General features: G+C 65.0%; 22 protein-coding genes. 12 read left to right on the forward strand and 10 right to left on the reverse strand.

Annotation, left to right across the window (positions count from 1 at the left end):
• Positions 1-88 precede the first annotated feature (88 nt).
• The 3 genes from AU175_RS14760 to AU175_RS14770 are packed head-to-tail and all read right to left on the reverse strand — an operon-like array spanning position 89 to position 1,689.
• Positions 89-979 (reverse strand): SURF1 family cytochrome oxidase biogenesis protein, encoded by an 891-nt coding sequence (locus AU175_RS14760; protein WP_066291241.1) that lies wholly within the window; start codon positions 977-979, stop codon positions 89-91.
• Positions 980-1,255: a hypothetical protein gene (locus tag AU175_RS14765; protein WP_066291248.1), complete on the reverse strand. Its 276-nt coding sequence runs from the start codon at positions 1,253-1,255 to the stop codon at positions 980-982. It lies immediately after the preceding gene.
• Positions 1,252-1,689, reverse strand: coding sequence for a DUF3099 domain-containing protein (locus tag AU175_RS14770; protein WP_066291249.1), 438 nt, complete (start codon positions 1,687-1,689; stop codon positions 1,252-1,254). The genes AU175_RS14765 and AU175_RS14770 overlap by 4 nt, the downstream gene beginning before the upstream one ends.
• 143 nt (positions 1,690-1,832) lie before the next feature.
• Here AU175_RS14770 and fabG point away from each other — a divergent pair, with 143 nt between their 5' ends.
• The 3 genes from fabG to AU175_RS14785 all read left to right on the forward strand — a co-directional run bounded on the left by fabG (position 1,833) and on the right by AU175_RS14785 (position 4,465).
• Entirely contained in the window at positions 1,833-2,558 is a 726-nt protein-coding gene (gene fabG / locus AU175_RS14775) for a 3-oxoacyl-ACP reductase FabG (RefSeq protein WP_066291250.1), read from the forward strand.
• A 148-nt stretch (positions 2,559-2,706) separates the two neighbouring features.
• Entirely contained in the window at positions 2,707-3,459 is a 753-nt protein-coding gene (locus AU175_RS14780) for an SDR family oxidoreductase (RefSeq protein ID WP_066291252.1), read from the forward strand.
• 160 nt (positions 3,460-3,619) lie between these two features.
• Positions 3,620-4,465 carry a VOC family protein gene (locus tag AU175_RS14785; RefSeq protein WP_231938625.1) on the forward strand — a complete coding sequence of 282 codons (846 nt, stop codon included), beginning with the start codon at positions 3,620-3,622 and terminating at the stop codon, positions 4,463-4,465.
• A gap of 60 nt (positions 4,466-4,525) precedes the next feature.
• On the opposite strand, the gene serB is transcribed toward AU175_RS14785, so the two are convergent.
• On the reverse strand, positions 4,526-5,419 hold the full coding sequence (serB, locus tag AU175_RS14790) for a phosphoserine phosphatase SerB (protein WP_066291256.1): 894 nt from the start codon (positions 5,417-5,419) through the stop codon (positions 4,526-4,528).
• 132 nt (positions 5,420-5,551) lie between these two features.
• On the opposite strand from serB, the gene AU175_RS14795 reads away from it, so the two are divergent.
• The 5 genes from AU175_RS14795 to AU175_RS14815 all read left to right on the forward strand — a co-directional run bounded on the left by AU175_RS14795 (position 5,552) and on the right by AU175_RS14815 (position 9,587).
• Positions 5,552-6,337, forward strand: coding sequence for an ABC transporter ATP-binding protein (locus AU175_RS14795; protein ID WP_066291261.1), 786 nt, complete (start codon positions 5,552-5,554; stop codon positions 6,335-6,337).
• Between the two features lie 18 nt (positions 6,338-6,355).
• Positions 6,356-7,141 (forward strand): sulfite exporter TauE/SafE family protein, encoded by a 786-nt coding sequence (locus tag AU175_RS14800; RefSeq protein ID WP_066291266.1) that lies wholly within the window; start codon positions 6,356-6,358, stop codon positions 7,139-7,141.
• A gap of 7 nt (positions 7,142-7,148) precedes the next feature.
• Complete coding sequence (locus AU175_RS14805) at positions 7,149-7,958, forward strand: TrmH family RNA methyltransferase (RefSeq protein WP_066291268.1); 810 nt, start codon at positions 7,149-7,151, stop codon at positions 7,956-7,958.
• A gap of 174 nt (positions 7,959-8,132) precedes the next feature.
• Positions 8,133-8,390 (forward strand): type B 50S ribosomal protein L31, encoded by a 258-nt coding sequence (locus AU175_RS14810; RefSeq protein ID WP_028267311.1) that lies wholly within the window; start codon positions 8,133-8,135, stop codon positions 8,388-8,390.
• 105 nt (positions 8,391-8,495) lie between these two features.
• Complete coding sequence (locus AU175_RS14815) at positions 8,496-9,587, forward strand: lipoyl protein ligase domain-containing protein (protein ID WP_066291273.1); 1,092 nt, start codon at positions 8,496-8,498, stop codon at positions 9,585-9,587.
• Between the two features lie 44 nt (positions 9,588-9,631).
• Here AU175_RS14815 and pepN read toward each other — a convergent pair whose 3' ends face one another.
• Together pepN and AU175_RS14825 are read right to left on the reverse strand one after the other, a co-directional pair.
• A complete protein-coding gene (gene pepN / locus AU175_RS14820) occupies positions 9,632-12,271 on the reverse strand; it encodes an aminopeptidase N (RefSeq protein ID WP_066291275.1) in 2,640 nt (879 codons plus the stop codon).
• 73 nt (positions 12,272-12,344) lie between these two features.
• Positions 12,345-13,370, reverse strand: a complete 1,026-nt coding sequence (locus tag AU175_RS14825) for a YeiH family protein (protein ID WP_156642431.1) — start codon at positions 13,368-13,370, stop codon at positions 12,345-12,347.
• A gap of 212 nt (positions 13,371-13,582) precedes the next feature.
• Between AU175_RS14825 and AU175_RS14830 the strand changes: the two genes are divergently transcribed.
• From AU175_RS14830 to AU175_RS14840, 3 genes are all read left to right on the forward strand, one after another.
• Entirely contained in the window at positions 13,583-15,139 is a 1,557-nt protein-coding gene (locus AU175_RS14830; RefSeq protein ID WP_066291277.1) for a circularly permuted type 2 ATP-grasp protein, read from the forward strand.
• A gap of 63 nt (positions 15,140-15,202) precedes the next feature.
• Entirely contained in the window at positions 15,203-16,129 is a 927-nt protein-coding gene (locus AU175_RS14835) for an alpha-E domain-containing protein (RefSeq protein ID WP_018761308.1), read from the forward strand.
• A complete protein-coding gene (locus AU175_RS14840) occupies positions 16,126-16,977 on the forward strand; it encodes a transglutaminase family protein (RefSeq protein ID WP_066291281.1) in 852 nt (283 codons plus the stop codon). Before AU175_RS14835 ends, AU175_RS14840 begins: the two co-directional genes overlap by 4 nt.
• A gap of 61 nt (positions 16,978-17,038) precedes the next feature.
• Here AU175_RS14840 and AU175_RS14845 read toward each other — a convergent pair whose 3' ends face one another.
• Genes AU175_RS14845 through glgC form a run of 3 tightly spaced genes read right to left on the reverse strand, consistent with a single transcriptional unit; the run spans position 17,039 to position 20,470 of the window.
• Complete coding sequence (locus AU175_RS14845; protein WP_066291282.1) at positions 17,039-17,503, reverse strand: pyridoxamine 5'-phosphate oxidase family protein; 465 nt, start codon at positions 17,501-17,503, stop codon at positions 17,039-17,041.
• Positions 17,504-17,556: 53 nt separating this feature from the next.
• Positions 17,557-19,008: an SDR family oxidoreductase gene (locus tag AU175_RS14850; protein WP_066291285.1), complete on the reverse strand. Its 1,452-nt coding sequence runs from the start codon at positions 19,006-19,008 to the stop codon at positions 17,557-17,559.
• 55 nt (positions 19,009-19,063) lie between these two features.
• Positions 19,064-20,470: a glucose-1-phosphate adenylyltransferase gene (gene glgC, locus AU175_RS14855; protein WP_066291288.1), complete on the reverse strand. Its 1,407-nt coding sequence runs from the start codon at positions 20,468-20,470 to the stop codon at positions 19,064-19,066.
• 100 nt (positions 20,471-20,570) lie between these two features.
• Here glgC and glgA point away from each other — a divergent pair, with 100 nt between their 5' ends.
• The gene (glgA, locus tag AU175_RS14860; protein WP_066294190.1) at positions 20,571-21,767 is read left to right on the forward strand and encodes a glycogen synthase; all 1,197 of its coding nucleotides are present in this window, start codon (positions 20,571-20,573) and stop codon (positions 21,765-21,767) included.
• 87 nt (positions 21,768-21,854) lie between these two features.
• Here the strand turns inward: glgA and AU175_RS14865 are convergent, their stop codons facing one another.
• Positions 21,855-24,017: an acyl-CoA dehydrogenase family protein gene (locus AU175_RS14865; protein WP_066291290.1), complete on the reverse strand. Its 2,163-nt coding sequence runs from the start codon at positions 24,015-24,017 to the stop codon at positions 21,855-21,857.
• Positions 24,018-24,058 lie beyond the last annotated feature (41 nt).

Here is a 24,058-nt window from a genome sequence, read left to right on the forward strand (position 1 = left end):
GCCAGCACGCGGGAAATCACTCGCGTTGCGGAGCGAACGCAAGTACGCACGCGCGGCACGGGAGCGACAGCGTCGCTACTGTGCAGCTTTAGTAGCCCTGGGCGTCCAGGAGGGCGTCTTCTTCTTCGGCGGTCGGGCGCTTTCGCTTGCGCGGCAGCGGCGGACGACGGCGGGCTGCCGCGGCAGCCGAGTGCACCGCGCTGCCGGAGTTCCGCGAGCCTTCCTCACCGTCAGCCTCATCTTCTGCGTCGATCGCTGCGTTCCGGGCCTGTTGCCGGGCAGCGTAGCCGAAGCCCACGAACATCAGCACGCCGAAGGCAAACCACTGCAGGGAGTAGGACAGGTGGGTGCCTTCCTCCGTGGATGGCATGGGGAACGGGAAAGGCATCTCCGCAGCCGGGGGATTCTCCGACGCGAGCTGGCCGTAGGCTCCCGTCAGCACAGGGTACCCGAGTTCCTCGGCGTATACGCGGAGGTCAATGGACGCCAACTGGCCGTCCGGGGCACCGCGCTGAAGCGTCGGTTCAGCCGGCTTCATACGGACGACGGCGGTCACGTCACCTGCCGGCGGGGCGGGGACTGAGTCCGGGCGGCCAGGATTGTTGTTGCCGATGGGCAGCCAGCCGCGGTCGATTACCACAGTCTCGCCGGTATCCAGCCTGAACGGCACCACGACTTCGTAGCCAGGCTGGCCGTTCAATGGCCTGTTGCGGACAATCCGCTGGCCTGCCGCGTCGTAGCGTCCCTTGAGTTCAACCTGCGTCCATTCCTTCTCAGGCTCCATCTGGTTGAACTCGTCCTTGACCTCGGCGAACGGGACCGGCGGTGCCGAGTAGTTGGACAACACGCGGTTGATCTCGGCGAGCGATTCAGCCCGGCGGTCCATCTGCCAGCGGCCCAGGAAGACGCAGGCAGTTGCAAAGACCGCGGCGAGGAGGAGGTAGCCAAGCCACTTGCTGGAAAAGAGGAAGCGGTACATTCAGCCGTCCTGCCCCTGCCCCGGGGAGCCATCCCCGGCATCCGTTCCCAGCGGCACGGTTTCCTTCCAGAGCCCGCGGGTCTGGAGGTAGTCCTCCAGCCAGTCGCGGTGTTCGCCGCAGGCGAGCCAGATCTTGCGTCGCTCCGGAGTATGGATCTTGGGATTGTTCCAGAGCAGCTGCCACGAGGCCCCGGAACGGCAGGCTTTCCGGGAGCACATGGCAACTGCGGCCGGCGCGGGACCGGGAGTCCCCGCGGCCAGGTCGAAAATATTCATGAAGCGCGCCGTTCCTCGCCGTTGTTTGGTTCGTCGTCCTCAACAATGAGTTCGCCCTGCAGGACGTCGTCGTCCGGTCCCTCCTCGTGGGCCGGCGGCCAGCTGGGCCCTTCCAGTTCGGCAAGCGGGGCGGAGTCGAGCAGCGAGTCGCTGTGGATCTCCGCTTTGTCGCTTCCGTTGGCGATGACCACTGCTATCCACGGGAGGAAAACTGCCCCTGCAACCATCACGAGCTTGAACCAGCCGTCCACCACAAAAATGAGAATAAGGCAGACCATACGGATTCCCATAGCAAGCGCGTACTTGACCATCCGCTGGTGCATGTCCTCGGAGTGGGCCGACGCAGCGTCCGTGATGCTGTGGACCCCCGAATCGCCGGAGAACCGATCCGGGTCTCCGGGCGCGGGCTGTCCGGCATGGTTTTCAAGGGTCACGGCTGATTGATCACGCTCCAAAGGCTTGCCTCAATTCTCTCACCATCGGCAGTGGCTCCCAAACGCGGGCTAAGATCGGAGGCAGCAAAATCACACCCTCTTCCTACCGCGGTGCAACCTGCCGCAGAATCCCGGAGCAATTAATGTCTGAAGCAGCTACTGCGGCCCGAAGCGTCCTGATCACCGGTGGAAACCGCGGCATCGGCCTGGCCATCGCCGAGGCCTTTCTGGCCAACGGAGACAAGGTGGCCGTGACCTACCGGAGCCCGTCGGAGCTGCCGGCCGGGATACTGGGCGTCAAGGCCGACGTGACGGACGAGGCCTCAGTGGACGGGGCGTTCACCGAAGTGGAAGCCGCGCACGGCCCGGTGGAGGTCCTCGTGGCAAACGCGGGCATCACCAAGGACACCCTCCTGCTGCGCATGAGTGAGGATGACTTTACGTCCGTCATCGACACCAACCTCACGGGCGCCTTCCGAGTCATCAAGCGCGCGTCGAAGGGAATGATCCGGATGCGCAAGGGCCGCGTGGTGCTCATCTCCTCCGTTTCCGGCCTGTACGGCGCACCGGGCCAGATCAATTACTCCGCCTCCAAGGCCGGTCTGGTGGGTGTTGCCCGTTCGCTGACGCGGGAACTGGGATCCCGCGGCATCACGGCCAACGTTGTGGCTCCGGGATTCATCAACACGGACATGACGGCAGAACTGCCCGAGGCCACGCAGAAGGACTACCTCTCCAGCATTCCGGCCGGCCGCTTTGCAGAGGCGTCGGAAGTGGCGAACGTTGTCCGCTGGATCTCAAGCGACGAGGCGGCTTACATTTCCGGCGCAGTCATCCCCGTTGACGGCGGCCTCGGCATGGGCCACTAACGGGGAACGGTAAGGCTCCGGCCAGGACCCTGACACTAGCTGCGACGGGCTTCTTTGTGGGGGTCGGACAAGCGAATTCGGGAACAGCGCTGGCATGATTGACTGCAGACCTCTAGCGATTTAGACGTTTCGAACAAAGGGAGCTCGTATGGGACTGCTGGACAACAAAACCGCCATCGTGACCGGATCCTCACGCGGAATCGGCGCCGAAGTGGCAAAGATCCTGGCTGGCGAGGGCGCCGCCGTCGTGGTCAATTACCGCCAGAAGGCGCCCCGCGCCAACAAAGTGGTCGCCGGTATCGAAGCCGCTGGCGGCCGTGCAACGGCCGTTGGCGCGGACCTGACCACGCTGGAAGGCGTTCAGGCCCTGGCCAGTGCAGCCATGGAAAACTTCGGCTCCCTGGACGTCCTGGTCCTGAACGCTTCCGGCGGCATGGAATCCGGCATGGAGGATGACTACGCGCTGAAGCTGAACCGGGACGCGCAGGTCAACATGCTCAACGCTGCTGTGCCACTGATGAAGGAGGGCTCGCGCGTGGTCTTCGTGACCAGCCACCAGGCCCACTTCATCAACACCGTTCCCACCATGCCGGAGTACGAGCCCGTAGCCCGCAGCAAGCGCGCCGGCGAGGACGCCCTCCGGGCGCTGCTCCCGAACCTTGCCGAGAAGGGCATCTCCCTGGTGGTTGTCTCGGGCGACATGATCGAAGGCACTGTCACGGCAACCCTGCTTGACCGGTCAAACCCGGGCGCAATCGAGGCCCGCCGCGCCGAAGCCGGCAAGCTCTACTCCGTGGAGGAATTCGCCGAAGTCGTGGCCAGCATGGCAACCGCCGACGTCGAATCCGGCCACACAGAGTACGCCGGCGGCGCCGATTACTTCGGCAAGGGCACCAACTAGCGTTCCGGCATCCATCCCGGAGCCGGTTCTCCACGCGGCAAGCCATCATCGTGACGAGCTCCGGGCAGTACTCCTGCCCGGAGCTTTTTGTCTGTCGTGAAGTCCAGGCTGTGAATCGACGGCGTTGTCCGTGGGGGCCATGCCGCCTAGGGTTTTGTGCATGGCACAGCAACCAGAGATGACGCGCCGCAGCTATCCGGCAGGTGTTCCCTGTTGGGTGGACACCCAGCAGCCGGACGTGGAGGCAGCCATGCGCTTCTACGGCGGAGTCCTGGGGTGGGAGTTCGAGGAAACTCCTTCGGCCGGTGGCACGCACAGGTACGTCATTGCCACGCTGAACGGCCAGGAGGCTGCCGCGATCACGGGCCCCGGAACCGGTGTCGCCGCATGGAACACCTACGTCTCCGTCGACGAAGCGGAGGCTGCCGTGCGCCACCTGCTCTCTGCCGGCGCAACAGTGAAATCGGCTCCTGCCGACACGGGCCCAGCAGGCGTGCAGGCTGTGCTGGCGGACCCTGAAGGCGTCGAATTCCGGATCTGGCAGGCCCGGGAGCGACTCGGCGCCCAGGCGGTCAACAGGCCCGGCGGATGGAACTTCAGCGACCTCCACACTGCAGACACCGAGGCAGCCATCGCCTTCTACACAAAGGCATTCGACTGGCAGTTCGACCACCTCGACTATGGAATTATGATCCGCCGCCCCGGATACGGGGATCACCTCGAAGCCACCGTGGACCCCAACATCAGGGCCCGTCAGGCGGGCGACCTCGCCCCCCGCGGCTTCGAGGACGCTGTCGCCTGGATTGCCTCCACGATGCCCGGTGAGCTTCCCCAGTGGCATGTGACGTTTACGGTCGCAGACCGTGACCGTGCCGTCGAGGACGCAGTGCGCCTCGGCGCCGCCGTCCTGGGGCAGGACGATACCGAGTGGACGCGCACCGCCCTGATCCGGGATCCCGGCGGAGCTGTCTTCACCGCGAGCCAGTTCACGCCACCAACCGGCTGAGCGGGAAGGGCCCGAGGGGGACCCGCTGATTCACCCGACAGCGAGACGATGCCATGGGGCTCAAACTCCGGCGATGTGCCTCACGGCATCCAGGTAGGGCATGTTGACGGCGGAGTCGGCCACTGCACGGACGGCGGGCTTGGCGTTGAACGCCACCCCGATCCCCGCAGCTCCGAGCATGTCGAGGTCGTTGGCCCCGTCACCCACGGCGATGGTGTGTTCCATCGCGACGCCCTCGGCCGCTGCCCACTCCCGCAGGTATTTTTCCTTCGCGGCCCGGTCGATGACGGCACCGAGCACCTTGCCGGTCAGGACGCCGTCGACGATTTCAAGCTCGTTGGCGATCCAGTAATCCAGGCCAAGGTCCTCGGCGATCGGACGCAGGATCTGGTTGAAGCCGCCCGAGACCACCGCCACCACGTGTCCGGCAGCCTTGAACGCGGCCACGAGTTCGGCGGCACCCTCGCTCAGCCTCACTTCCGCACGGACGGAATCGACGACGGCGGCCGGCAGCCCGGCGAGCACGGCCACCCGCGCGTGCAGGCTCTGCGCGAAGTCCAGTTCACCGCGCATGGCCGCTTCCGTGACCGCGGCAACCTCCTCGCGCTTGCCCGCATAGGCGGCCAGGAGTTCGATGACTTCCTGCTGAATCAGCGTCGAATCAACATCCATGATCAGGAACTTCCGCGGCGCGGCGCGGAGCGCGGCAGGAACGATCGCTGTGTCCAGGCCGTCCTGCGCACCCTCCGCCACCGCATGGCGGAGGGTGGCGATGCCCGAATCCGTCCCGCCAGCGACGGCCAGCTCGGCGGTGTGGACCTCGAACCTGCTGTCCCCGCCCCGGGATTCGGACTGGAAAGTGGCGCCGCTGGCGGTCAGGATGGAGCGCAGCTGTTCAAGCTCGGAGGCAGTCAGTTTCGGGCCATAGCTGACCGCAGTCACGTTCGGAGTCATGGCTGCAATCTTAGCCAGCGCGGGGGAAGCGGCCCGAATTCATTGCGCCTTTGCACGGGCCGGTTGTGACCCGCATCGCAGACGCCGTATCAGTTATCAGTCGGTCCCCGTTTTGTCCTAGTGTCTACTCCTATGAGTGATGTTCTGGAACTGGCTTCCGTCAGCGTTGTCCGAGGCAAGAAAACCCTGCTGGACAAGGTCGACTGGCAGGTCAACGAAGGGGAACGCTGGGTCATCCTTGGTCCGAACGGCGCAGGAAAGACGACGCTTCTCCAGATAGCCGCAGCCCGCCTGCATCCGAGCAGCGGCAAGGCCGGGATTCTCGACGAGACCTTGGGCCGCGTTGACGTTTTTGAGCTCCGTCCCCGTATCGGTCTTTCCTCAGCATCGCTCGCCACCCAGATCCCGGAGAACGAGATCGTCCTCAATGTCGTAGTCACGGCCGCGTATGGCGTGACCGGCCGTTGGCGCGAGGGATACGAGCGCGATGACGAGCGCCGTGCCTTTCGTTTGCTGAACGCCTGGGGGATGGGGCCGCTGCTCAACAGGACATTCGCAACGCTGTCCGAAGGTGAGCGCAAGCGCGTCCAGATCGCCCGCGCCCTGATGACGGATCCGGAACTGCTGCTGCTGGATGAGCCCGCCGCCGGCCTGGACCTGGGAGGGCGCGAGGAACTCGTCCACAAGCTCAGTGAACTTGCGCAGGACGAGGCCGCACCGGCCATGGTCCTGGTCACGCACCACCTGGAGGAAGTCCCGCCGGGCTTCACTCATGCAATGTTGCTGCGTGACGGCGGCGTGATAGCTGCAGGCCCGATCTCCGAGGTCCTCACGGACGAGCACCTCACCACTACCTTTGGACTGGCCCTGGACGTGACGGAGAATTCCGGCCGCTACACCGCAACCGCCCGCCGCTAGGCCGCGCCGCCGTCCACCGTGGATCTTCTCAGCAGTACCTTTGTGTTCTTTGCCGGCCTGTGGGCAGGCACCATTAATGCCGTTGTGGGATCCGGAACGCTGGTTACGTTCCCTGTCCTGATCGCTTTGGGGGTCACCCCCGTAGTGGCATCCATGAGCAACGCCATGGGCCTGGTGGCAGGTACTGCCGCCGGTGCGTGGGGCTACCGCCGCGAGCTCAAGGGGAGGGGACGGCAGCTCCTCAAGCTCCTGCCGGCGTCGCTCCTTGGCGGCATCACCGGCGCCTGGCTCCTCCTCCACCTCCCGGAGGAGGTCTTCCACTACGTGGCTCCCGTCCTCCTGGTACTCGCGCTGCTGATGGTGGTTTTCCAGCCCCGTCTCCAGGCGTGGGTCCGCAACCGCGAGGAAAACCCTGAACACGCCGTCCGGGACAAACAGCACGGTATCCTCCTCGTGGTGCTGGTCTATCTCGCCGGTGTTTACGGTGGCTACTTCGTCGCCGCACAGGGCATCCTGCTGGTGGGCATCCTGGGCGTGTTCCTGACCGGCACCATCCAGAACGCCAATGCCATGAAGAACATCCTGGTGCTCGGCGTCAACCTTGTCGCGGCAGTCTCCTACTTCACTTTCGCCTTTGACCGCATCAACTGGCTGGTGGTGCTTCTGATCGCGGTCAGCTCAACCATCGGCGGACTCCTCGGCTCCAAAGTAGGACGGAGACTCTCGCCCACGGTCCTCCGGGGTGTGATCTTTGCCCTCGGTTTGATGGCTTTTGGCGTCATGGTCGCCAATCTGCTGAAATAATCAGCCGGTGCCCATCCACTACCTCGAATCGGCCCGGGATCCCCGGGTGTCGGACTACACCCAACTGACAGATGTCCATTTGCGGAAGCTCCGCGAGCCTGCGGAAGGCATGTACATCGCCGAGTCCTCGCGTGTACTGCGGCGAGCCCTGGCCGCTGGCCACCGGCCCCGCTCCTTCTTCCTCGCCGAGAAATGGCTGGCGGACCTCCGCGATGTCCTGGACGCCTATCCGGATGTCCCGGCCTTCATCGGCCACGCTTCGCTGCTGGAGGAGATCACCGGCTTCCACCTGCACCGCGGGGCCATGGCAGCGATGGAACGGCCGGCGCCCGTTCCGCTTGGCGAACTGCTGGATGGGGCCCGCCGGGTGGCTGTCCTGGAAGACATCGTCGACCACACCAACGTGGGGGCGATTTTCAGGTCGGCGGCTGCGCTGGACATCGACGCCGTCCTGGTGTCGCCGAGGTGCGGGGACCCGCTCTACCGCCGAAGTGTCCGCGTCAGCATGGGTACCGTCTTCCAAGTCCCGTGGGCGCGGCTGGAGTCCTGGCCGCAGGATCTTTCCCTTCTCAAAGAACATGGCTTCACCGTGGCGGCCCTGGAACTGACCCGGGACGCGGTCGACGTGGACGACCTTGCCGCCCGGAATCCGGACCGGCTTGCCCTGGTGCTCGGCACTGAGGGTGCGGGCATGAGCGCCGAGACACTCGCCGCCGTCGACCTGGCCGTTAAAATCCCCATGCGGGAGGGCGTGGACTCGCTTAACGTGGCTGCGGCGTCGGCCGTGGCTTTCTGGGAGCTCAGGCCACGGGCGTAGACCCCGTCACGCAGCTTTATGTCGCGGACGGCGGCCGTTAGCTTCGGACGCCGGTGATCCGCTATTATTGGTAGCTGGCCGCAAAGCTGTACTGCTGTTGCTGTTGCAGACCGCGGCCATCCCACTCATACCTGGCAGCTGGCAAAATCCAGTTGTGCGAACAAAGGTCCCATTATGAAGTCTGATATCCACCCGAAGTACGAAGCTGTTGTTTTCAACGACTTGGCTTCCGGCGTCAAGTTCCTGACCAAGTCCACCGTGTCTTCCAAGAAGACCATTGAGTGGGAAGACGGAAACACCTACCCGGTCATCGACGTCGAAATCTCCTCCGAGTCCCACCCGTTCTACACGGGCAAGCAGCGCATCATGGACTCTGCAGGCCGCGTCGAGCGCTTCAACGCTCGCTTCAAGGGCTTCGGCGGCAAGAAGTAATTCACCCCCAAGGTTCTTTGGAAAAGCCCGCACCGGCAACGGTGCGGGCTTTTTGCGTTTGCTGGTTCCGCGTCTCCGGCTGGGATGTGGGGCAGGATGGAAGGCATGACTGACACGCCGATACCCGCTGACGATCCCCCCGGCCGCCACCACGGCGAGTACAAAGTTCCCGGTGGCAAGTTCGTGGTGGTGGATCTCGACGTCGAGGACGGACTCCTCACCCGCGTATCAGTCAGCGGCGATTTCTTCCTGGAACCCGATGAGGCTCTCCTGGACATCAACCGCGCCCTCACCGGGCTCCCGGAAACCACGACGGCGGCTGAGCTGTCCGCCGCCGTCACTGCCTCGCTGCCTCCCGGCGCAGTCCTGTTCGGCTTTTCGGCCGACGCAGTGGCCATCACCGTGCGCCGCGCCCTGGCCAGGGCAACGTCCTGGTCCGACCATCACTGGAACATCCTTTCCCCCACGGTGCTGCCCACCCACGTCAACGTCGCCCTGGACGAGGTGCTGACCGAAGAGGTCGGCGCCGGCCGCCGCAACCCCACGCTGCGGTTCTGGGACTGGGAGGAACCGTCCGTGGTGATCGGCAGCTTCCAGTCCGTCCGCAACGAACTGGATCCCGACGGCGTCGCCCGGCACGGCATCACCGTGGTCCGCCGCATCAGTGGCGGCGGTGCGATGTTCATGGAGGCAGGCAACTGCATCACGTATTCGTTGTACCTGCCGCAGACCCTCGTGGACGGGATCAGCTTCGCCGACTCGTACGCGTTCCTGGACGCCTGGGTGATGTCCGCACTCGAGAAAATCGGGGTCACGGCGTTTTACGTGCCCCTGAACGACATCGCCACGGACCAGGGCAAGATCGGTGGCGCCGCGCAGAAGAGACTGGCCAACGGCGGCATGCTGCACCACGTCACCATGAGCTATGACATCGACGCGGACAAGATGGTGGAAGTGCTGCGCATCGGCAAGGAAAAGCTCTCGGATAAAGGAACCCGCAGCGCCAAGAAACGGGTGGATCCGCTCCGCCGGCAGACCGGGCTGGCCCGCACGGAGATCATCGCCGCGATGATGGACGTGTTCAGTGAACGCTATGCAGCCACCCCGTCGGAACTGACCGCCGCCGAGCTGGACGCCGCGCGCGACCGGGTGGCTACAAAGTTCGGCACCGAGGAGTGGCTGCACCGCGTTCCCTAGATCCGTTGCTCCGTAACTGCCGTTATCGCCGGTCAAAAGGGCAGTTACGGAGCACTCGACGGTGTTGAGGCAAGAGCCTGTGCGGTGAGCGCCCGGACCAGGTGGCTGCGCTGTTCCACGATGATCCTGCGCAGGGCCCGTGGGGCGTCGTCATTCGCCTCCAGCCAGGTATCCGTGCGGAGCACCACGGCGTGCTGCTCCGGCAGTGTCCCCGCCGGAAGGTCCTGCGCCATGGGGTAGAGGCCGCGGACGATCCTGCTGGCGATTTCAATGCTCCGGTTGTCCCAGACGCTGCGAAGGCAGTCGTAGTACGGCCCGATGTAGGGTTCCAGCAGCGCGGAGGGCGCTGTGGTGAAGCCCGCGATAGTGGCGCTGAGGAGCTGGTTCGACAACTCCGTCCCCTCAACGGCTGCCTTCCAGGCAGCCGCTTTGACATCAGGATCCGGACGGGCGGCCAGGGCGGTCGCGTGGCCGGTCCGGCCCGAAGCGGTGGTATCCCGTCCCAGCTCAGCATCCAGTTCTCCCTCGGTGGCCTGGCCGTGTGCTGCCAGCGCATGCCACAGGCTCCAGCGCAGGTCCGCGTCAACAGCGAGGCCGTCCACGTCAACCGTGCCGTCCAGCAGGCCCCTGAGCCGGGGGAGGAGCGCGGCCTCATGGCGGCTGACGGCAGCCACCGTCCGTGCCCACGCGAGCTGGTGGTCTGATCCAGGGGCGGCCAGCCCCAGTTGGCTGTCCGCGGCTGCCAGGAAATCCCTGCGCACGGCGTCCCGCCCGGCTGCGGCGGTATACCGTTCGACGGCGGTGCTTGCGTTGTCGAGGATGTTCAGCAACACGCCGATCCCGGTTTCGGAGGGCCCAAACGCCTTCACCGCGTCCACGTACCGGGCGGCCGGGCTCTCGCCGTCGCGGGCGGAGTTCCACAGGGCGGTCCAGCAGAGGGCACGCGCCATGGGGTCGGTAATCCTGTCCAGGGAAGCACGGGCGGTGGCTTCGGACGCTGCGTCCAGCCGTACTTTGGCGTACGTAAGGTCGTCGTCATTCACCAGGAGCAGTGCCGGCCGCTGTTGGCCGACGAGTTCCGGGAGCTCCGTCCGGGTCCCCGTGACATCTGTTTCGACACTGTCCGTCCGGACCAGGGCACCGTCGGCGTCGAAGTTGTAGGAGCCCACACGCAGCCGGTGTGGGCGAAGCTCAACACGTCCGCTGACTGGGTCCACGGCATCCTGGACGATTGTCACCGTGCCGAGTCCGCCGTCGTCCCCGGCCGCATCCGGGACGACTTCCACCGACAGCGTGGACATCCCGGACGTCTGCAGCCAGGAGGCTGCCCAGCCGGCCAGGTCGCGGCCGGAAGAAGCGCTCAGGGCCTTCAGGAGATCCGCCAGCGTGGTGTTTCCATAAGCGTGGTCGCGGAAATACTGCCGCGAGCCGGCGATGAACGCGTCGAACCCCACGTACGCCACCAGCTGCTTGAGAACGGACGCACCCTTGGCGTAGGTGATGCCGTCAAAGTTCTGCTTTGCGGCTTCGAGGTCGGGGATGTCCGCAACGATCGGGTGCGTCGTGGGCAGCTGGTCCTGGACATAGGCCCAGGCCTTGCGTTTGTTCGCGAAGTTCACCCAGGCGGTATCCCAGTCAGTCGCCCGGTCGACGCCGAGGGTTCCCATGTAGTCGGCAAACGACTCCTTGAGCCACAGGTCGTCCCACCACTGCATGGTGACGAGGTCGCCGAACCACATGTGGGCCATCTCGTGCATCAGAGTGTTCGCGCGCGCCTGGTATTGGGAATCGGTGGCGCGGGACGTGAACACGTAGCTTTCGGTGAAGGTGACCATGCCCGGGTTCTCCATCGCGCCAAGGTTGTACTCGGGAACGAACGCCTGGTCGTATTTCCCCCACGGGTAGGGAAAGTCGAAGAGCCGGCTGAAGAAGTCCAGCCCGCTCTTGGTCAGGCGGAACAGTTCAGCGGCATCGAAGGATTCCGCCATGGAGGCCCGGCAGTAGAGTGCAAGCGGCACCTCCAGCGGCGTGCCGTCGTCGAGGGTGGTGCTCCACTGGTCCTGGGTTTTGAAGTACGGCCCGGCGAGCACGGTGGTGATGTACGTGGACATGGGCCGGGTGGTGGCGAAGTCCCAGCGGCTCGTGGCCGGATCGCTGGTCAACTGCGTGCGGGCGGCCTCGACCCCGTTGGAGGCCACTTCCCAGCCCGAGGGCGCCATGACGTGGAACGTGAATTCGGCTTTGAGGTCCGGCTGCTCAAAGTTGGCGAACACCCGACGGGCATCGGCGGGCTCGTACTGCGTGTAGAGGTAGCACTGGCCGTCGGCCGGATCCACAAAGCGGTGCATGCCCTCGCCGGAACGGCTGTACAGGGCGGTTCCGGTCACCGTTACCTGGTTTTCTGCCTGCAGGTTGTCCAGCCGAATCCGCGAGCCGTCAACAATATCGGCAACCCGCAGCCCTTTTCCATTGAGGAAAACGCTGTGGATGTCGCCGGCAATAAAATCCAAAAATGCGGACTGGCCCGGCTCAGCGGCGGAGAAACTGATGATGCTGCGGCTTGTATATCCCGTAACGTCGGGATCCGCTGCCTGCCGCACGTCCAGGGACACATCGTAGCTGTGGGTCGTGATCAGGGCTGACCGTTGCGCGGCTTCCGTGCGCTGCAGATTCTCATGTGACACTCCGCTATCTAATCACGGGACCCAGCCCGCCGTTCACCGCCGGTTCCCTACCCGGCGGCGGGCCGGCGCGGGCCTACGCAGTCATCAGCAGCGCGGCCGCGAGGCCGAGCAGCGCGATCAGCAGCCACGCCGCCAAGGCAGCCAGGAGGGCCCGGGTCCCGGTGTGCAGGAGCGTACGGATCCGGACAGCGGACCCCAGCCCGAACAGCGCGGCACCCAGCAGGATGTCCTGCAGTCCGGCCCCGGCGTCGAGGACGCCCGGAGGGAGCCATCCGCTGGAGCGCAGTCCGACCATGGCCACGAAGCCGAGCACAAAGAGCGGGATCACAGGAGGCAGGCGTTCCAGCTCGGCCACTGCCAAAGATTCCGACGGGCCGGGAGATGTTTCTTTACCGGTGGCCCTCGGCGCACGCAGGCGCTGATGGACCCCGGCCGCAGCCACAACCGGTGCCAGGAGCAGCACGCGGGTGAGTTTAACTACGACGGCGATCCCCAGCGCCGCTGTCCCGGCGGTCTGCGCGGTGGCCACCACCTGGCCAACGTCGTGCACGGAGGCCCCCGTCCAGGCACCGAAGGCCAGGGGAGTGAGCTGCAGCGGATGGACCAACAGCGGCAGGACACCGATGGCCAGGGTTCCGCACAGTGTCACGAGCGCCACGGGCAATACCGTGTCCACGTGCCGGATTTTGCGGACCGCTGCCATGGCGCCGATGGCGGACGCCCCGCAGATGGAGAAACCAGTGGCAATCAGTAGCGACGTTTCCCCAGGCAGCCGGAAAAGCCGCGAGATAACGTAAGTGCCGGCGAAACTGGCCAGCACCACACCGGCCACCAGCAGCAGTGCCAGCCAACCGAGGCCCAGGACGTCCATGATGCTGACTTTGAGCCCCAGAAGCACGATCCCGCCGCGCATGAAGTGCTTGCCGGCGAAATCGAGTCCCGGCCTGGCACGTCCGGCAACCCAGACGGCAGTGCCCGGGAGGTTCGCCGCAAGCAGCCCAAGGACAACCGCGAGGGTCATGGCGGGCAGCACGGGGACCAGTCCGTGGATGAGGAATGCGGTCCCCAGCGCCAGCGCCGCCGTCAGCAGGCCCGGCACGTAACGGTCCCAGCCCAGGCGCCGCCCTGGGTTCGGTAAGCTCCGGGCCCTCCCGGGAGCTCCCCGCGCGGGACGTCTGCGGCTTCTGAACACTGGCACTCACCTACTTTGCCGGAAAGGACACGGATTCCACGAACCGGCGGCGCCGGTCCAACACGCCACAATGGATGGCAGTAATGATTTCGAAACAAAAAGATGGTTGGCTAAAGGACATGTCAGACCTATTCCAGGATTACTCCGAGGCCGCCGGGAGATCCGGCGCCTACGACGAGATGTTCACCCCAAGCCAGGACGCCCGCGAGTCTTACGGCCAGGTGGCGGATGCCCTGCAGAAGCTGTCCCTCGCCGACGTCAGCGCGCGGGCTGATTCGATGGCGCGGACGTTTCTGGACCGCGGTGTGACCTTTGACTTCGCGGGGGAGGAGCGGCCGTTCCCGCTGGATATCGTTCCGCGGGTCATCCCTGCGGATGAATGGACCGTGATGGAAAGGGGCGTGGCACAGCGGGTCAAGGCCCTGGAAGCCTTCCTCAATGACGTCTACGACAAAATGTCCGTGGTGGCCGATGGTGTCATCCCGCGCCAGCTCGTCACCACCAGCGCCCACTTCCACCGCCAGGTGCAGGGATTCCAGCCCGCCGGCGGCGTCCGCGTGCACATTTCCGGTATTGACGTCGTCCGCGATGCGGCCGGAACCTTCCGCGTCCTCGAGGACAACGTCCGGGTACCCTCCGGCGTGAGCTACGTCCTGGAGAACCGCCGGGCCATGGCAAAGGGCTTGCCTGAGGCCTTCGGCCAGCAGCTTATCCGTCCGGTGGAGGAATACCCGCGCCGGCTGCTCTCGGCCCTGCGCAAGACCGCACCATCCGGCGTCGACGACCCCACCGTGGTGGTCCTGACCCCCGGTGTCTTCAACAGCGCCTACTTCGAGCACACCCTGCTGGCCGGCCTGATGGGTGTTGAACTGGTGGAGGGCCGCGACCTTATCTGCCGCGGCAACCGCGTCTACATGCGCACTACTGCCGGCGAACAGCGCGTGGACGTGATCTACAAGCGCATCGACGACGAATTCCTGGACCCCTTGCAGTTCCGCGCCGATTCCATGCTCGGCTGCCCCGGCCTTGTCAACGCAGCGCGGGCCGGCGGCGTCACCATCGCCAACGCGGTGGGCAACGGTGTTGCGGACGACAAACTGGTGTACAGCTACGTCCCGGACCTCATCCGGTACTACCTGAGCGAGGAACCAATCATCGCGAACGTGGACACCTTCCGGCTGGAGGAAAAGGATGCCAGGGAGTACGTCCTGGACAACCTGGCCGAACTGGTGGTCAAGCCCGTTGACGGCTCCGGCGGCAAGGGCCTGGTCATCGGGCCCGATGCCTCCAACGACGAACTCGACGCGCTCCGCAAGCGCGTCATTGCCGACCCCCGGGGATGGATTGCGCAGCCGGTGCTGCAGCTTTCCACCGTGCCCACGCTGAGCGGCGACAAGTTTGGCCCGCGCCACGTGGACCTGCGCCCGTTCGCGGTCAACGACGGCGACGACGTCTGGGTCCTCCCCGGCGGACTCACCCGGGTGGCGCTCAAGGAGGGTTCACTCATTGTGAATTCCAGCCAGGGCGGTGGTTCCAAAGACACCTGGGTGCTGGCCGACTCGCCCCAGGTTCCGGTGGAGACGATTCCCCGGCCGTCGATATCCATCCGCGAACGGGTCTCCGTCTGGCCGGTTGAAAGCAATTGGCGCGACCGCCAGTCGGAGCAGCAGCAGTGAGCCGGGACTTTGCCCCGGCAGTAATTTCCCATCGGATTCCGGACGCGCAGGAGGTAGCCACGAATGCTTAGCCGTATTGCTGAGTCCCTTTTTTGGATCGGCAGGTATGTGGAGCGTGCAGACGGCACGGCCCGCATCCTGGACGTGCACCTGGAGCGGCTGAACCACCTGCCCATGGAGGAGCGCCGCAGCGTCGCGCAGGAACTCCTGGCTGTCATGGGCGCCCGGCCGCAGAGCGAAGACTTCGGCCTGCCCGAGCTGCTTCATGCCTTGGCGTATGACAAAACAAGCGCCACGTCGATTGCAGGATCCCTCGGCGCTGCCCGGGAGAACGCCCGGCGTGCCAGGGAGACCGTATCCTCCGGGCTCTGGGAGAGCCTCAACACCACCTATTACGGGCTGAGCCAGCACCGCAAGGACGTGGTGGGCACGTACCGCTTCTGCAACTGGACTCTGGAACGGACGGCAATGGTCAGCGGCCTCGCCGACACCACCGTGAGCCACGACGAAAGCTGGCTGTTCCTGGTGCTGGGCCGTTCCCTCGAACGCGCGGACATGACCGCCCGCATGCTTTCCACCCGGGATGTCCTTTCCGCTGGCATGTCCTGGGTGAACATGCTGCGATGTGCGGGCGCGTATGAATCATTCCTGCGTACCCGCAGGGCTGCTTTCGGAGACCAGCACGCCGCCGAGTTCCTGCTGCTGGACCGCCTGTTCCCGCGCTCTATCGTGTACGCCCTGCGCGACGCCGACGAGTGCCTCGCCAAGCTTGATCCCTCCGCCCAGCGCGTGGGGTTCATTAACGACGCCCGCAGGATCGTCGGCCAGGCGCGCACGTTCCTGGAGTTTCACCGCACGGACGATCTTATGTCCGAACTCCCTGAGCACATGGAGCGCGTGCAGAAAGCCGTCTCGCAGGCGTCCGACGCCATTTCCCGTAAGTACTTCAATCAGGCGGACGAACTGGCCTGGGTGGGAGAAGTTTCATGACCCGGCTGAGCATCATCCATACGACTGCCTACAAGTACAACAAGCGCGTCACGCTGTCCTACAACGAGGCCCGCATGACGCCGCTGACCGACCCCCAGCAGGTGGTCCTGGAGTCGGTTCTCAAGGTTTCGCCCTCGCAGGCTGCCGTGAGCAGTTACCGCGACTACTGGGGCACGCGGGTGACGGCCTTCGACATGCAGATGCCCCACGACCACCTCGAAGTAATCTCCAACATCACGGTGGAGGTCCACCGGGCAGAAAAGATCCCCTTGGAGACGGATATCGCCGGTTGGGATGTCCTGGCGTCCGACGAAACACTGAACACCTACAGTGACTGGCTGCCGCAGTCCCAGCTGAGCGGTCCGGGTGAGGAAGTCCTTGGGATCATCCCCGGTGTGGTTGACGGAAAGAATCCGCACGAGGCAGCCCTGGCCATCTTTGACTGGATGCGCGGCGAAATGACCTACATGTCCGGTTCCACCGCGGTGACCACAAACGCGGAAGAAGCCTGGGGACAGCGGCAGGGCGTCTGCCAGGACCTGGCGCACCTGGCCATCGGCGCCCTCCGCAGCTGCGGAATCCCTGCCCGCTATGTGTCCGGTTACCTCCACCCGCGTTCGACGGCGGACATCGGTGAGACGGTGGCCGGCCAGTCCCACGCGTGGCTGGAATGGTGGGACGGCCAGTGGCGGAGTTGGGACCCCACGAACCATAAGCCGGCCGGTGACTACCACGTCACCGTGGCCCGGGGCCGGGACTACCGCGACGTGCCTCCGCTCAAGGGCATCCTGTCCGGCGGCGGCGGATCGGCGCTGAGCGTCAGTGTGGAGATCACGCGGCTCGCATGACCAGAAACAACAGGCCGCGCCGGCAGGCCCGGCCTGTTGTTTCGTTCATGGCCTGTTCCGGTTATTCCGGGGCCGCCTTGACTGCCCCGCTCAGCTGGGTCCACCAGGTCATGGGGGCCGTGACTTTGAACCGCCGGCCCGTGATCGAATCCGGGGTCACCCTGACAAACACGTCTTTTTTGCCTGCCTGCCACGGAAACAGGTACAGGGCAGCCGTATCCAGGATCTGTTCCGTGCCTGTGACCGCGGCGGCGGAGCCCTTGACCACAACACTCCAGGCAAGTCCGGTGCTGGCATCCACACCGTCTGCTTCCACCGCCACGTAGTCGCCGGTCGCCGCGGCCAGCTTGGTTCCTTGACCGGTCCTGAACACCACGGTGCCGCCGTCCACCGTGTAGTTGATGGGGAAGATATCCGGCCGGCCCTCTGCGAGGACTGCCAGCCGGCCCACGGACACTGTCCGCAACAGCGCCCAGCACTCGTGGTTGTCCAGGTTTTCCACTTCGGGAGTTACATCGTTGCTCATGCCGTGAGCATACGCCGGAGTCGTCGGCCCGGACAGCGGCGGCGAGGGACCTGTTACCAGGGGCTTGGCTTGTAGTCCTTCAGGAAGACGCCGTATTGGTCCTCGCCTTTCTCGCCCATGACAATGGGGTCGTAGACGCGTGCGGCGCCATCCACGAGGGCCAGCGGCGCGTGGAAGCCTTCCTCCATGAGCCGGACCTTCGTGAAGTGCGGGCGCTCATCGGTGATCCAGCCGGTGTCCACGGCAGTCATCAGGATCCCGTCAGTGTCCAGCATTTCCTGGGCGCTGGTCCGGGTCATCATGTTCAGCGCCGCCTTGGCCATGTTGGTGTGCGGGTGCCCCGGGCCCTTGTAGGCGCGGGAGAACTGGCCTTCCATGGCCGAGACGTTGACGATGTACTTCCGGTCAGCCGTGGACCGCTTCATCGCACCGCGCAGCCGGCTGACAAGCAGGAACGGGGCCGTGACGTTGCAGAGCTGGACCTCAAGCATTTCCAGGGGATCCACCTCGTCCACCACTTGGGTCCAGCTGTTGATGGTGGCCAGGTCCGGGACCAGCCCGCCGGCGTCGATCGCTGTCCCGGACGCGATGCGCTCCAGTGAGGCAGAACCGGTGGAAAGTGCCAGCGACGTGATCGCATCCCCGGCCAGGACGGGATGGTCTGTGACGCTGCTGGCAAGGGCGAGCGGGTGCTTGTCGTGGGCGTGGCCGAATGTCAGCAGCACCGGGCCTCCGTTGGCAGCCTCCAAGGCGGCGGGAAGCGGCTCATCCTCGGCATCCACCAGGGGTTTGTAGGCATTGCCCGAGCGGCGGACTGTCTGCGCCGCGTTGTTGATGATGATGTCGAGCGGGCCGGCAGCGTTCAGCGAATCCGTCAGCGCCATCACCTGTGACGGGTCCCGGAGGTCGATGCCAACAATCTGAAGCCGGTGCAGCCAGTCTCCGCTGTCCTCCATCGCCGCGAACCGGCGTGCGGCATCCTTGGGGAACCTCGTGGTGATGGTGGTGTGAGCACCGTCACGCAGAAGGCGCAAGGCTATGTACATGCCGATCTTCGCCCGCCCGCCGGTGAGCAGCGCGCGGCGGCCAGTGAGGTCGGTACGTGCATCCCGCTTGCCGTGGTTGAAGGCGGCACACTCGGGGCAGAGCTGGTGGTAGAAGGCATCCACCTGGGTGTAGTGCTGCTTGCAGATATAGCAGGGGCGCGAACGGATGAGGTGCCCGGCTATGTCTCCAGTGGCCGACGTCGCCAGTTTGTTGCCCCGGGTTTCGTCGTCGATACGGTCCGGAGCTGCCGTGGCCGTCTGGGCGATCACCGCACGGTCGGCTTCGGAGATGAGGTCCCGCTTGGTAACGCGCCGGTGCCGCTTGACGGCTTTAAACATCTTCCCGGTGGCGCGCCGGACCGAGACGTAGTCCGGGTGCTCCTCGTCATAGGCGTGGATGGTGTTTAAAACCTTGAGGCAGGCCTGGATTTCCTCAGGCGTCAGATCGGGGGAGCTCATTGTACCGATTTTACAGCCTGTGGAGATCCGGCCTGCCCGGACGGTTTAGGTGGTGCTAAGAGCTGCGGCCTCCACCAGAGGCGTTGGCCACGCCGGCGTGCACCTCTGCCACCTGCTCCACCGATTCACGCAGCTCAGGGTAGTTGGCGGTGGCGGCCTTGACGGCGTTGGGAACCAGGTGCAGGTTCCTGGCCGCGAGGGCACGTTCCTCGTCGCCCGGCTCCGGCACCTCCTGGCCCTTGGACAGGACCGTGATCCCCGATTCGGTGACTTTGAAGCCACGGGCACGGTCCAGGTCCGCATCAAGCCCGATGGCTGCCCCTGCGGGTACCTTGACGTTCTTGTCAATGATGGCCCGTTTCACCACAGCGCCTGCGCCGATGTTCACCTTGTCCATCAGAACCGAATCGATGACCCTGCTGCCAGTCCCGACGAAGACGTCATTGGACAGGACGGAACCTTCCACGACGCCGCCGGAGATCACCACACCGTTGGAGACGATCGAGTCCAGGGCGGTACCCACCGTGTCCTTCTCGCCGCGGACGAACTTGGCCGGCGGCGAAATGCTCTGGCGGGTGTACATGGGCCACTCGGAGTTGTACAGATTGAAGACGGGCAACGGGGAAATGAGGTCCATGTGCGCGTCGTAGAACGAGTCGATGGTGCCGACGTCGCGCCAGTAGGTGCGGTCACGTTCGGTGGAACCGGGGATGTCGTTGAGGGTGAAGTCGTAGACGCCCGCTTCGCCTTTCTTGACGAAATAGGGGATGATGTCGCCGCCCATGTCGTGCTTGGTGTCCAGGCGCTCAGCGTCCTCATGGAGGGCGGCCACCAGGGCATCGGCGTCGAATACGTAGTTGCCCATTGAGGCGAGGAACTGGCTGGGGTCTGCGGCCAGGCCCGGCGTGCTTGCCGGCTTCTCAACGAACGCGGCAATTTTCTGGGGGTCGTTCTGGTCCACTTCGATCACGCCGAACTGGTTGGCCATGCTCAGCGGCTGGCGAACGGCCGCCACGGTCGCCTTGGCTCCGCTAAGGACGTGCTGCTCCACCATCTGGGCAAAGTCCATGCGGTAGACGTGGTCTGCGCCGACTACCACCACGATGTCCGGGTTGGCGTCGCGGATCAGGTTCAGGGACTGGTAGATGGCGTTGGCGCTGCCCAGGAACCAGCTCTTGCCCACACGCTGCTGGGCGGGAACTGACGCCACATAGTTTCCCAGCTGGGTGGACATGCGCCACGTTTCGGAAATGTGGCGGTCAAGGCTGTGCGACTTGTACTGCGTCAGGACAACGATCTGCAGGTAACGCGAATTCACCAGGTTGGACAGCGCAAAGTCGATGAGGCGGTAACTGCCGGCAAAGGGCACGCCCGGTTTAGCACGGTCCGCCGTCAGTGGCATCAACCTGTTTCCCTCGCCACCTGCGAGGACAATGGCCAGGACTTTTTTGTTCAACGGCATGTGGTGACTCCTGTACGCCTTCGTAACTCCCCAAACAGTCCGGCGTGCCCGGACTCCTTCACACTAGAACAGATAAGCCGGAAGGACTACCTTGGGTATCGTGCGAATAGACATTGTGACTAAAGAGTTCCCGCCGGAGATCTACGGAGGCGCCGGAGTCCACGTGGCCGAACTGAGCAGGGTGCTTAGTAAGCACGTTGACCTGCAGGTTCGTGCCTTTGGGGCTTCCCGCGACGCCGACTACCATGGCGCCGGGGTGACCTCGTATTCCGTGCCCGAGGACCTTGGCTCGGCCAATGCGGCGGTCCAGACGCTGGGGGTGGATCTTCGGATCGTGCCGGACGTCGAGGGCGCCGACCTTGTCCATTCGCACACGTGGTATGCCAATATGGCCGGACACCTCGCATCCCTGCTGCACGGCATCCCGCACGTTCTCAGCGCCCACAGCCTTGAGCCGCTGCGGCCATGGAAGGCCGAGCAACTCGGCGGCGGCTACGCCTTGTCCTCATGGGTGGAAAAAACCGCCTACGAGGCTGCGGCCGCCATCATCGCCGTATCTGAGGGCATGCGCCAGGACATCCTGCGCAGCTACCCGGACGTGGACCCTGCCAAGGTCCGCGTCGTCCATAACGGCATCGACGTCGAGCTGTGGCACCGTGACGAAGGTGAGGAAGCCATTCGAGCACTGGGGATCGATCCCACGAAACCCAGCGTGGTCTTTGTGGGCCGCAATACGCGCCAGAAGGGCGTTCCGTACCTGCTGCGCGCCGCCGCCAAATTGCCGGCGGACGTACAGCTGGTCCTCTGCCTGGGTGCCGCGGACACACCGGAACTCGCAGCCGAAACGGCACGCCTCATTGAGGAACTCCAGCGCCAGCGGACAGGTGTGGTGCTGATTGAACGGATGCTGCCCCGAAACGAACTCATCCAGGTCCTCAGCCATGCCACGGCGTTCGCCTGCCCGTCGATCTACGAACCGCTCGGCATTGTGAACCTGGAGGCGATGGCATGCGGCGCTGCCGTGGTGGCCAGTGCCACTGGCGGCATCCCGGAAGTTGTCCAGCACGGCGAAACTGGCCTGCTGGTGGAGCTTGAACAGGTCACCGACGGCACCGGAACACCCTTGGATCCGGAGAAGTTCGTCACCGAGTTCGCAGCAGCCCTGACCGAAGTTGTCTCCGACCCGGAGCGCGCACGTGCCATGGGACAGGCGGGCCGCCGGCGCGCCGAGGAGCACTTCTCGTGGGAATCCATCACCGAAACAACGCTCGAGGTGTACCGCTCAGTACTCAACTGAGGCGGGCAAACAGAACAACGACGGCGCCGCTCCCCACGTGAGGGGAGCAGCGCCGTCGTCGTTTCCACACTGAGCTTGGAACCCGGCTCAGCTCCGCGCTGAGCGTGCGGTTGCCGCTGCCCTGGCAGTCGCCCCCGCTGCGGCCGCGGTGCGGGCCAAGAGGACTTTCTCGTCAATGGGGGACTGGCCGCTGGCGCGCTGTGCCCGCAGGTACTCCCGCGCCTCGTCCTGCCGTGCCTTTTCGGCCCCCGTGGCGATCGCTGCCCGGATATGGTCGGGGCTGTAGCCGAAGGCGTCCACCAGGTCCACGGCGTGCGGGCGGATCTTGATCAGCAGCCGGTTGATGTAGTCACCCACAGTGCGGCCGCGCTGCATGGAGAGCCTGCCGTTCATGAGGTACCAGGCCAGGTTTTTCTCAATCAGGGAAAGGCCGAACAGGTCGCGCAGCCACGTCAGCACGGTCTTGGTGCCGGGATCGGCGACGTCACGCAGCGCTTCGGTGAAGGCTTCCCACTGCAGCAGTTCGGCGTGCGCCTGGGCTGCCTCGATCAGTTCGTTCTGGTGCTGGTTGAACAGGGCGGCCCCCTTGTCCTGGGGCAGCCTCCCCGCACCCTTCAGCGCGGATCCCACGTCCGCAACCATGGTCTGGACCCTGTCGGTGAGGAGGGCGCGCTGGCCTTCCTCGTCGCGCAGGGCAATCGCAGCCTTCTGGACGGAGCCGGTGTCCGCCACGAACTGGGCAACCTGCCGCAAGCCTGTCCGGTGGATGGCCACCCCTGTTGCCTGGCCCACCACGTACCGTGCCAGCACACCGAAGTCCACGTTCCGGAACTCCTTGGCGTAGTCGGCGAGCAGACGCTTGGCCACCAACTGGAGCAGCACCGTGTTGTCGCCTTCGAAGGTGGCGTATACGTCCAGGTCGGCACGGAGTGACGCGAAGCGGTTTTCGATCAGGAAGCCGGCTCCGCCGCAGGCTTCACGGCATTCCTGCAGTGTGTCCAGGGCGTGCCAGGTGCTGAGCGGCTTGAGGGCTGCAGCCAGTGTCTCCAGGTCCTGCCGGTCCTCATCCGTGTCGTGGGCGCCTGAGAACACGTCGTCAAACTTCTGCAGGAGCTGCTCGTGGGCAAACCCGGCCGCGTAAGTTGTTGCCAGCCGTGTGAACAGACGGCGCTGGTGCCGCTGATAGTCCAGCAGGACCTCTTCATCGGTATGGGACGAGGAATTGAACTGGCGGCGCTCAGTGGCGTACTGGATGGCTGCCTTAAGCGCGATCTTCGAGGCGGCGACGGCCGCCCCGTCCAGTGAAACCCGGCCCTGGACCAGGGTGCCAAGCATGGTAAAAAACCGGCGTCCCGGGCTGGCAATCATTGATGTGTAGGTGCCGTCAGCGTCCACGTTGCCGTAGCGGTTCAGCAGGTTCGTGCGCGGAATGCGCACATTCGTGAAGTGGAGGCGCCCGTTGTCTATGCCGTTCAGGCCGCCTTTCACGCCATCATCCTCGCCGCCGATTCCCGGCAGAAACTCTTTGGTACCGGGATCCCGCAGGTCAACATAAAAGGCATGGACGCCATGGTTGACGCCCTTGGTGACCAGCTGTGCGAAGACCACAGCGCCGAGCCCGTCGATGGCGGCGTTGCCGATGTAGTCCTTCCACGCCGCACGGAATGGTGTGTGCACCACGAATTCCTGGCTGTCGGCGTCGTACGTGGCGGTGGTGGCGATGCTGGCCACATCCGAGCCGTGGCCCGTCTCCGTCATGGCAAAGCAGCCCGGAATGTCCAGGTTCATGATGCCCGGGAGCCACTTCGCATGGTGTTCTTCTGTTCCCAGGTGCATCACGGCTGATCCGAACAGCCCCCATTGGACGCCCGCTTTAATCTGCAGCGAAGGGTCCGCCGTGACCAGTTCCTCAAAGCCGGCGATGTTGCCGCCGTGGTCGTCCGCGCCGCCCAGGGCGGCGGGAAAGGCCCGGTGGACGGCTTCGTTGTCCACGAGGTACTTCAGCTGGCCGAACGTGCGGCTGCGGTGTTCGGTATGCGTCAGGCCCTCTTTCTTGTGCAGCTCCGGGTTCTCGGCGAGTTGGCGCGCCTGCCGGCGGATGCCCGCCCACCTGCCCAGGAGCTGTTCGCCCAGGGCGGCGACGTCGATGGCGGGCTGGGCGTTTCCGGGCCGGGCGTTGGAGGCGGTTGCGCCCGCGTTGGCCTGGCCGTCGGTCCGTGGCCCCTTGGGACGGTCCACTACTTCAGTCATGTCAATGTCCTTCGTTGGTTCTGACAGGTGGGGTTGGTGGG

Source organism: Arthrobacter sp. B6, assembly GCF_001663775.1.
Lineage (GTDB): Bacteria > Actinomycetota > Actinomycetes > Actinomycetales > Micrococcaceae > Arthrobacter.

What these genes read in the sequence shown, in the direction of transcription:
- AU175_RS14865 (WP_066291290.1), bottom strand. Translation starts at nt 24,017, where the DNA reads ATGACTGAAGTAGTGGACCGTCCCAAGGGGCCACGGACCGACGGCCAG.
- fabG (WP_066291250.1), top strand. Translation starts at nt 1,833, where the DNA reads ATGTCTGAAGCAGCTACTGCGGCCCGAAGCGTCCTGATCACCGGTGGA.
- AU175_RS14840 (WP_066291281.1), top strand. Translation starts at nt 16,126, where the DNA reads ATGACCCGGCTGAGCATCATCCATACGACTGCCTACAAGTACAACAAG.
- AU175_RS14835 (WP_018761308.1), top strand. Translation starts at nt 15,203, where the DNA reads ATGCTTAGCCGTATTGCTGAGTCCCTTTTTTGGATCGGCAGGTATGTG.
- AU175_RS14830 (WP_066291277.1), top strand. Translation starts at nt 13,583, where the DNA reads ATGTCAGACCTATTCCAGGATTACTCCGAGGCCGCCGGGAGATCCGGC.
- AU175_RS14845 (WP_066291282.1), bottom strand. Translation starts at nt 17,503, where the DNA reads ATGAGCAACGATGTAACTCCCGAAGTGGAAAACCTGGACAACCACGAG.
- AU175_RS14795 (WP_066291261.1), top strand. Translation starts at nt 5,552, where the DNA reads ATGAGTGATGTTCTGGAACTGGCTTCCGTCAGCGTTGTCCGAGGCAAG.
- AU175_RS14765 (WP_066291248.1), bottom strand. Translation starts at nt 1,255, where the DNA reads ATGAATATTTTCGACCTGGCCGCGGGGACTCCCGGTCCCGCGCCGGCC.
- AU175_RS14785 (WP_231938625.1), top strand. Translation starts at nt 3,620, where the DNA reads ATGGCACAGCAACCAGAGATGACGCGCCGCAGCTATCCGGCAGGTGTT.
- AU175_RS14815 (WP_066291273.1), top strand. Translation starts at nt 8,496, where the DNA reads ATGACTGACACGCCGATACCCGCTGACGATCCCCCCGGCCGCCACCAC.
- serB (WP_066291256.1), bottom strand. Translation starts at nt 5,419, where the DNA reads ATGACTCCGAACGTGACTGCGGTCAGCTATGGCCCGAAACTGACTGCC.
- AU175_RS14810 (WP_028267311.1), top strand. Translation starts at nt 8,133, where the DNA reads ATGAAGTCTGATATCCACCCGAAGTACGAAGCTGTTGTTTTCAACGAC.
- AU175_RS14760 (WP_066291241.1), bottom strand. Translation starts at nt 979, where the DNA reads ATGTACCGCTTCCTCTTTTCCAGCAAGTGGCTTGGCTACCTCCTCCTC.
- AU175_RS14850 (WP_066291285.1), bottom strand. Translation starts at nt 19,008, where the DNA reads ATGAGCTCCCCCGATCTGACGCCTGAGGAAATCCAGGCCTGCCTCAAG.
- glgC (WP_066291288.1), bottom strand. Translation starts at nt 20,470, where the DNA reads ATGCCGTTGAACAAAAAAGTCCTGGCCATTGTCCTCGCAGGTGGCGAG.
- AU175_RS14780 (WP_066291252.1), top strand. Translation starts at nt 2,707, where the DNA reads ATGGGACTGCTGGACAACAAAACCGCCATCGTGACCGGATCCTCACGC.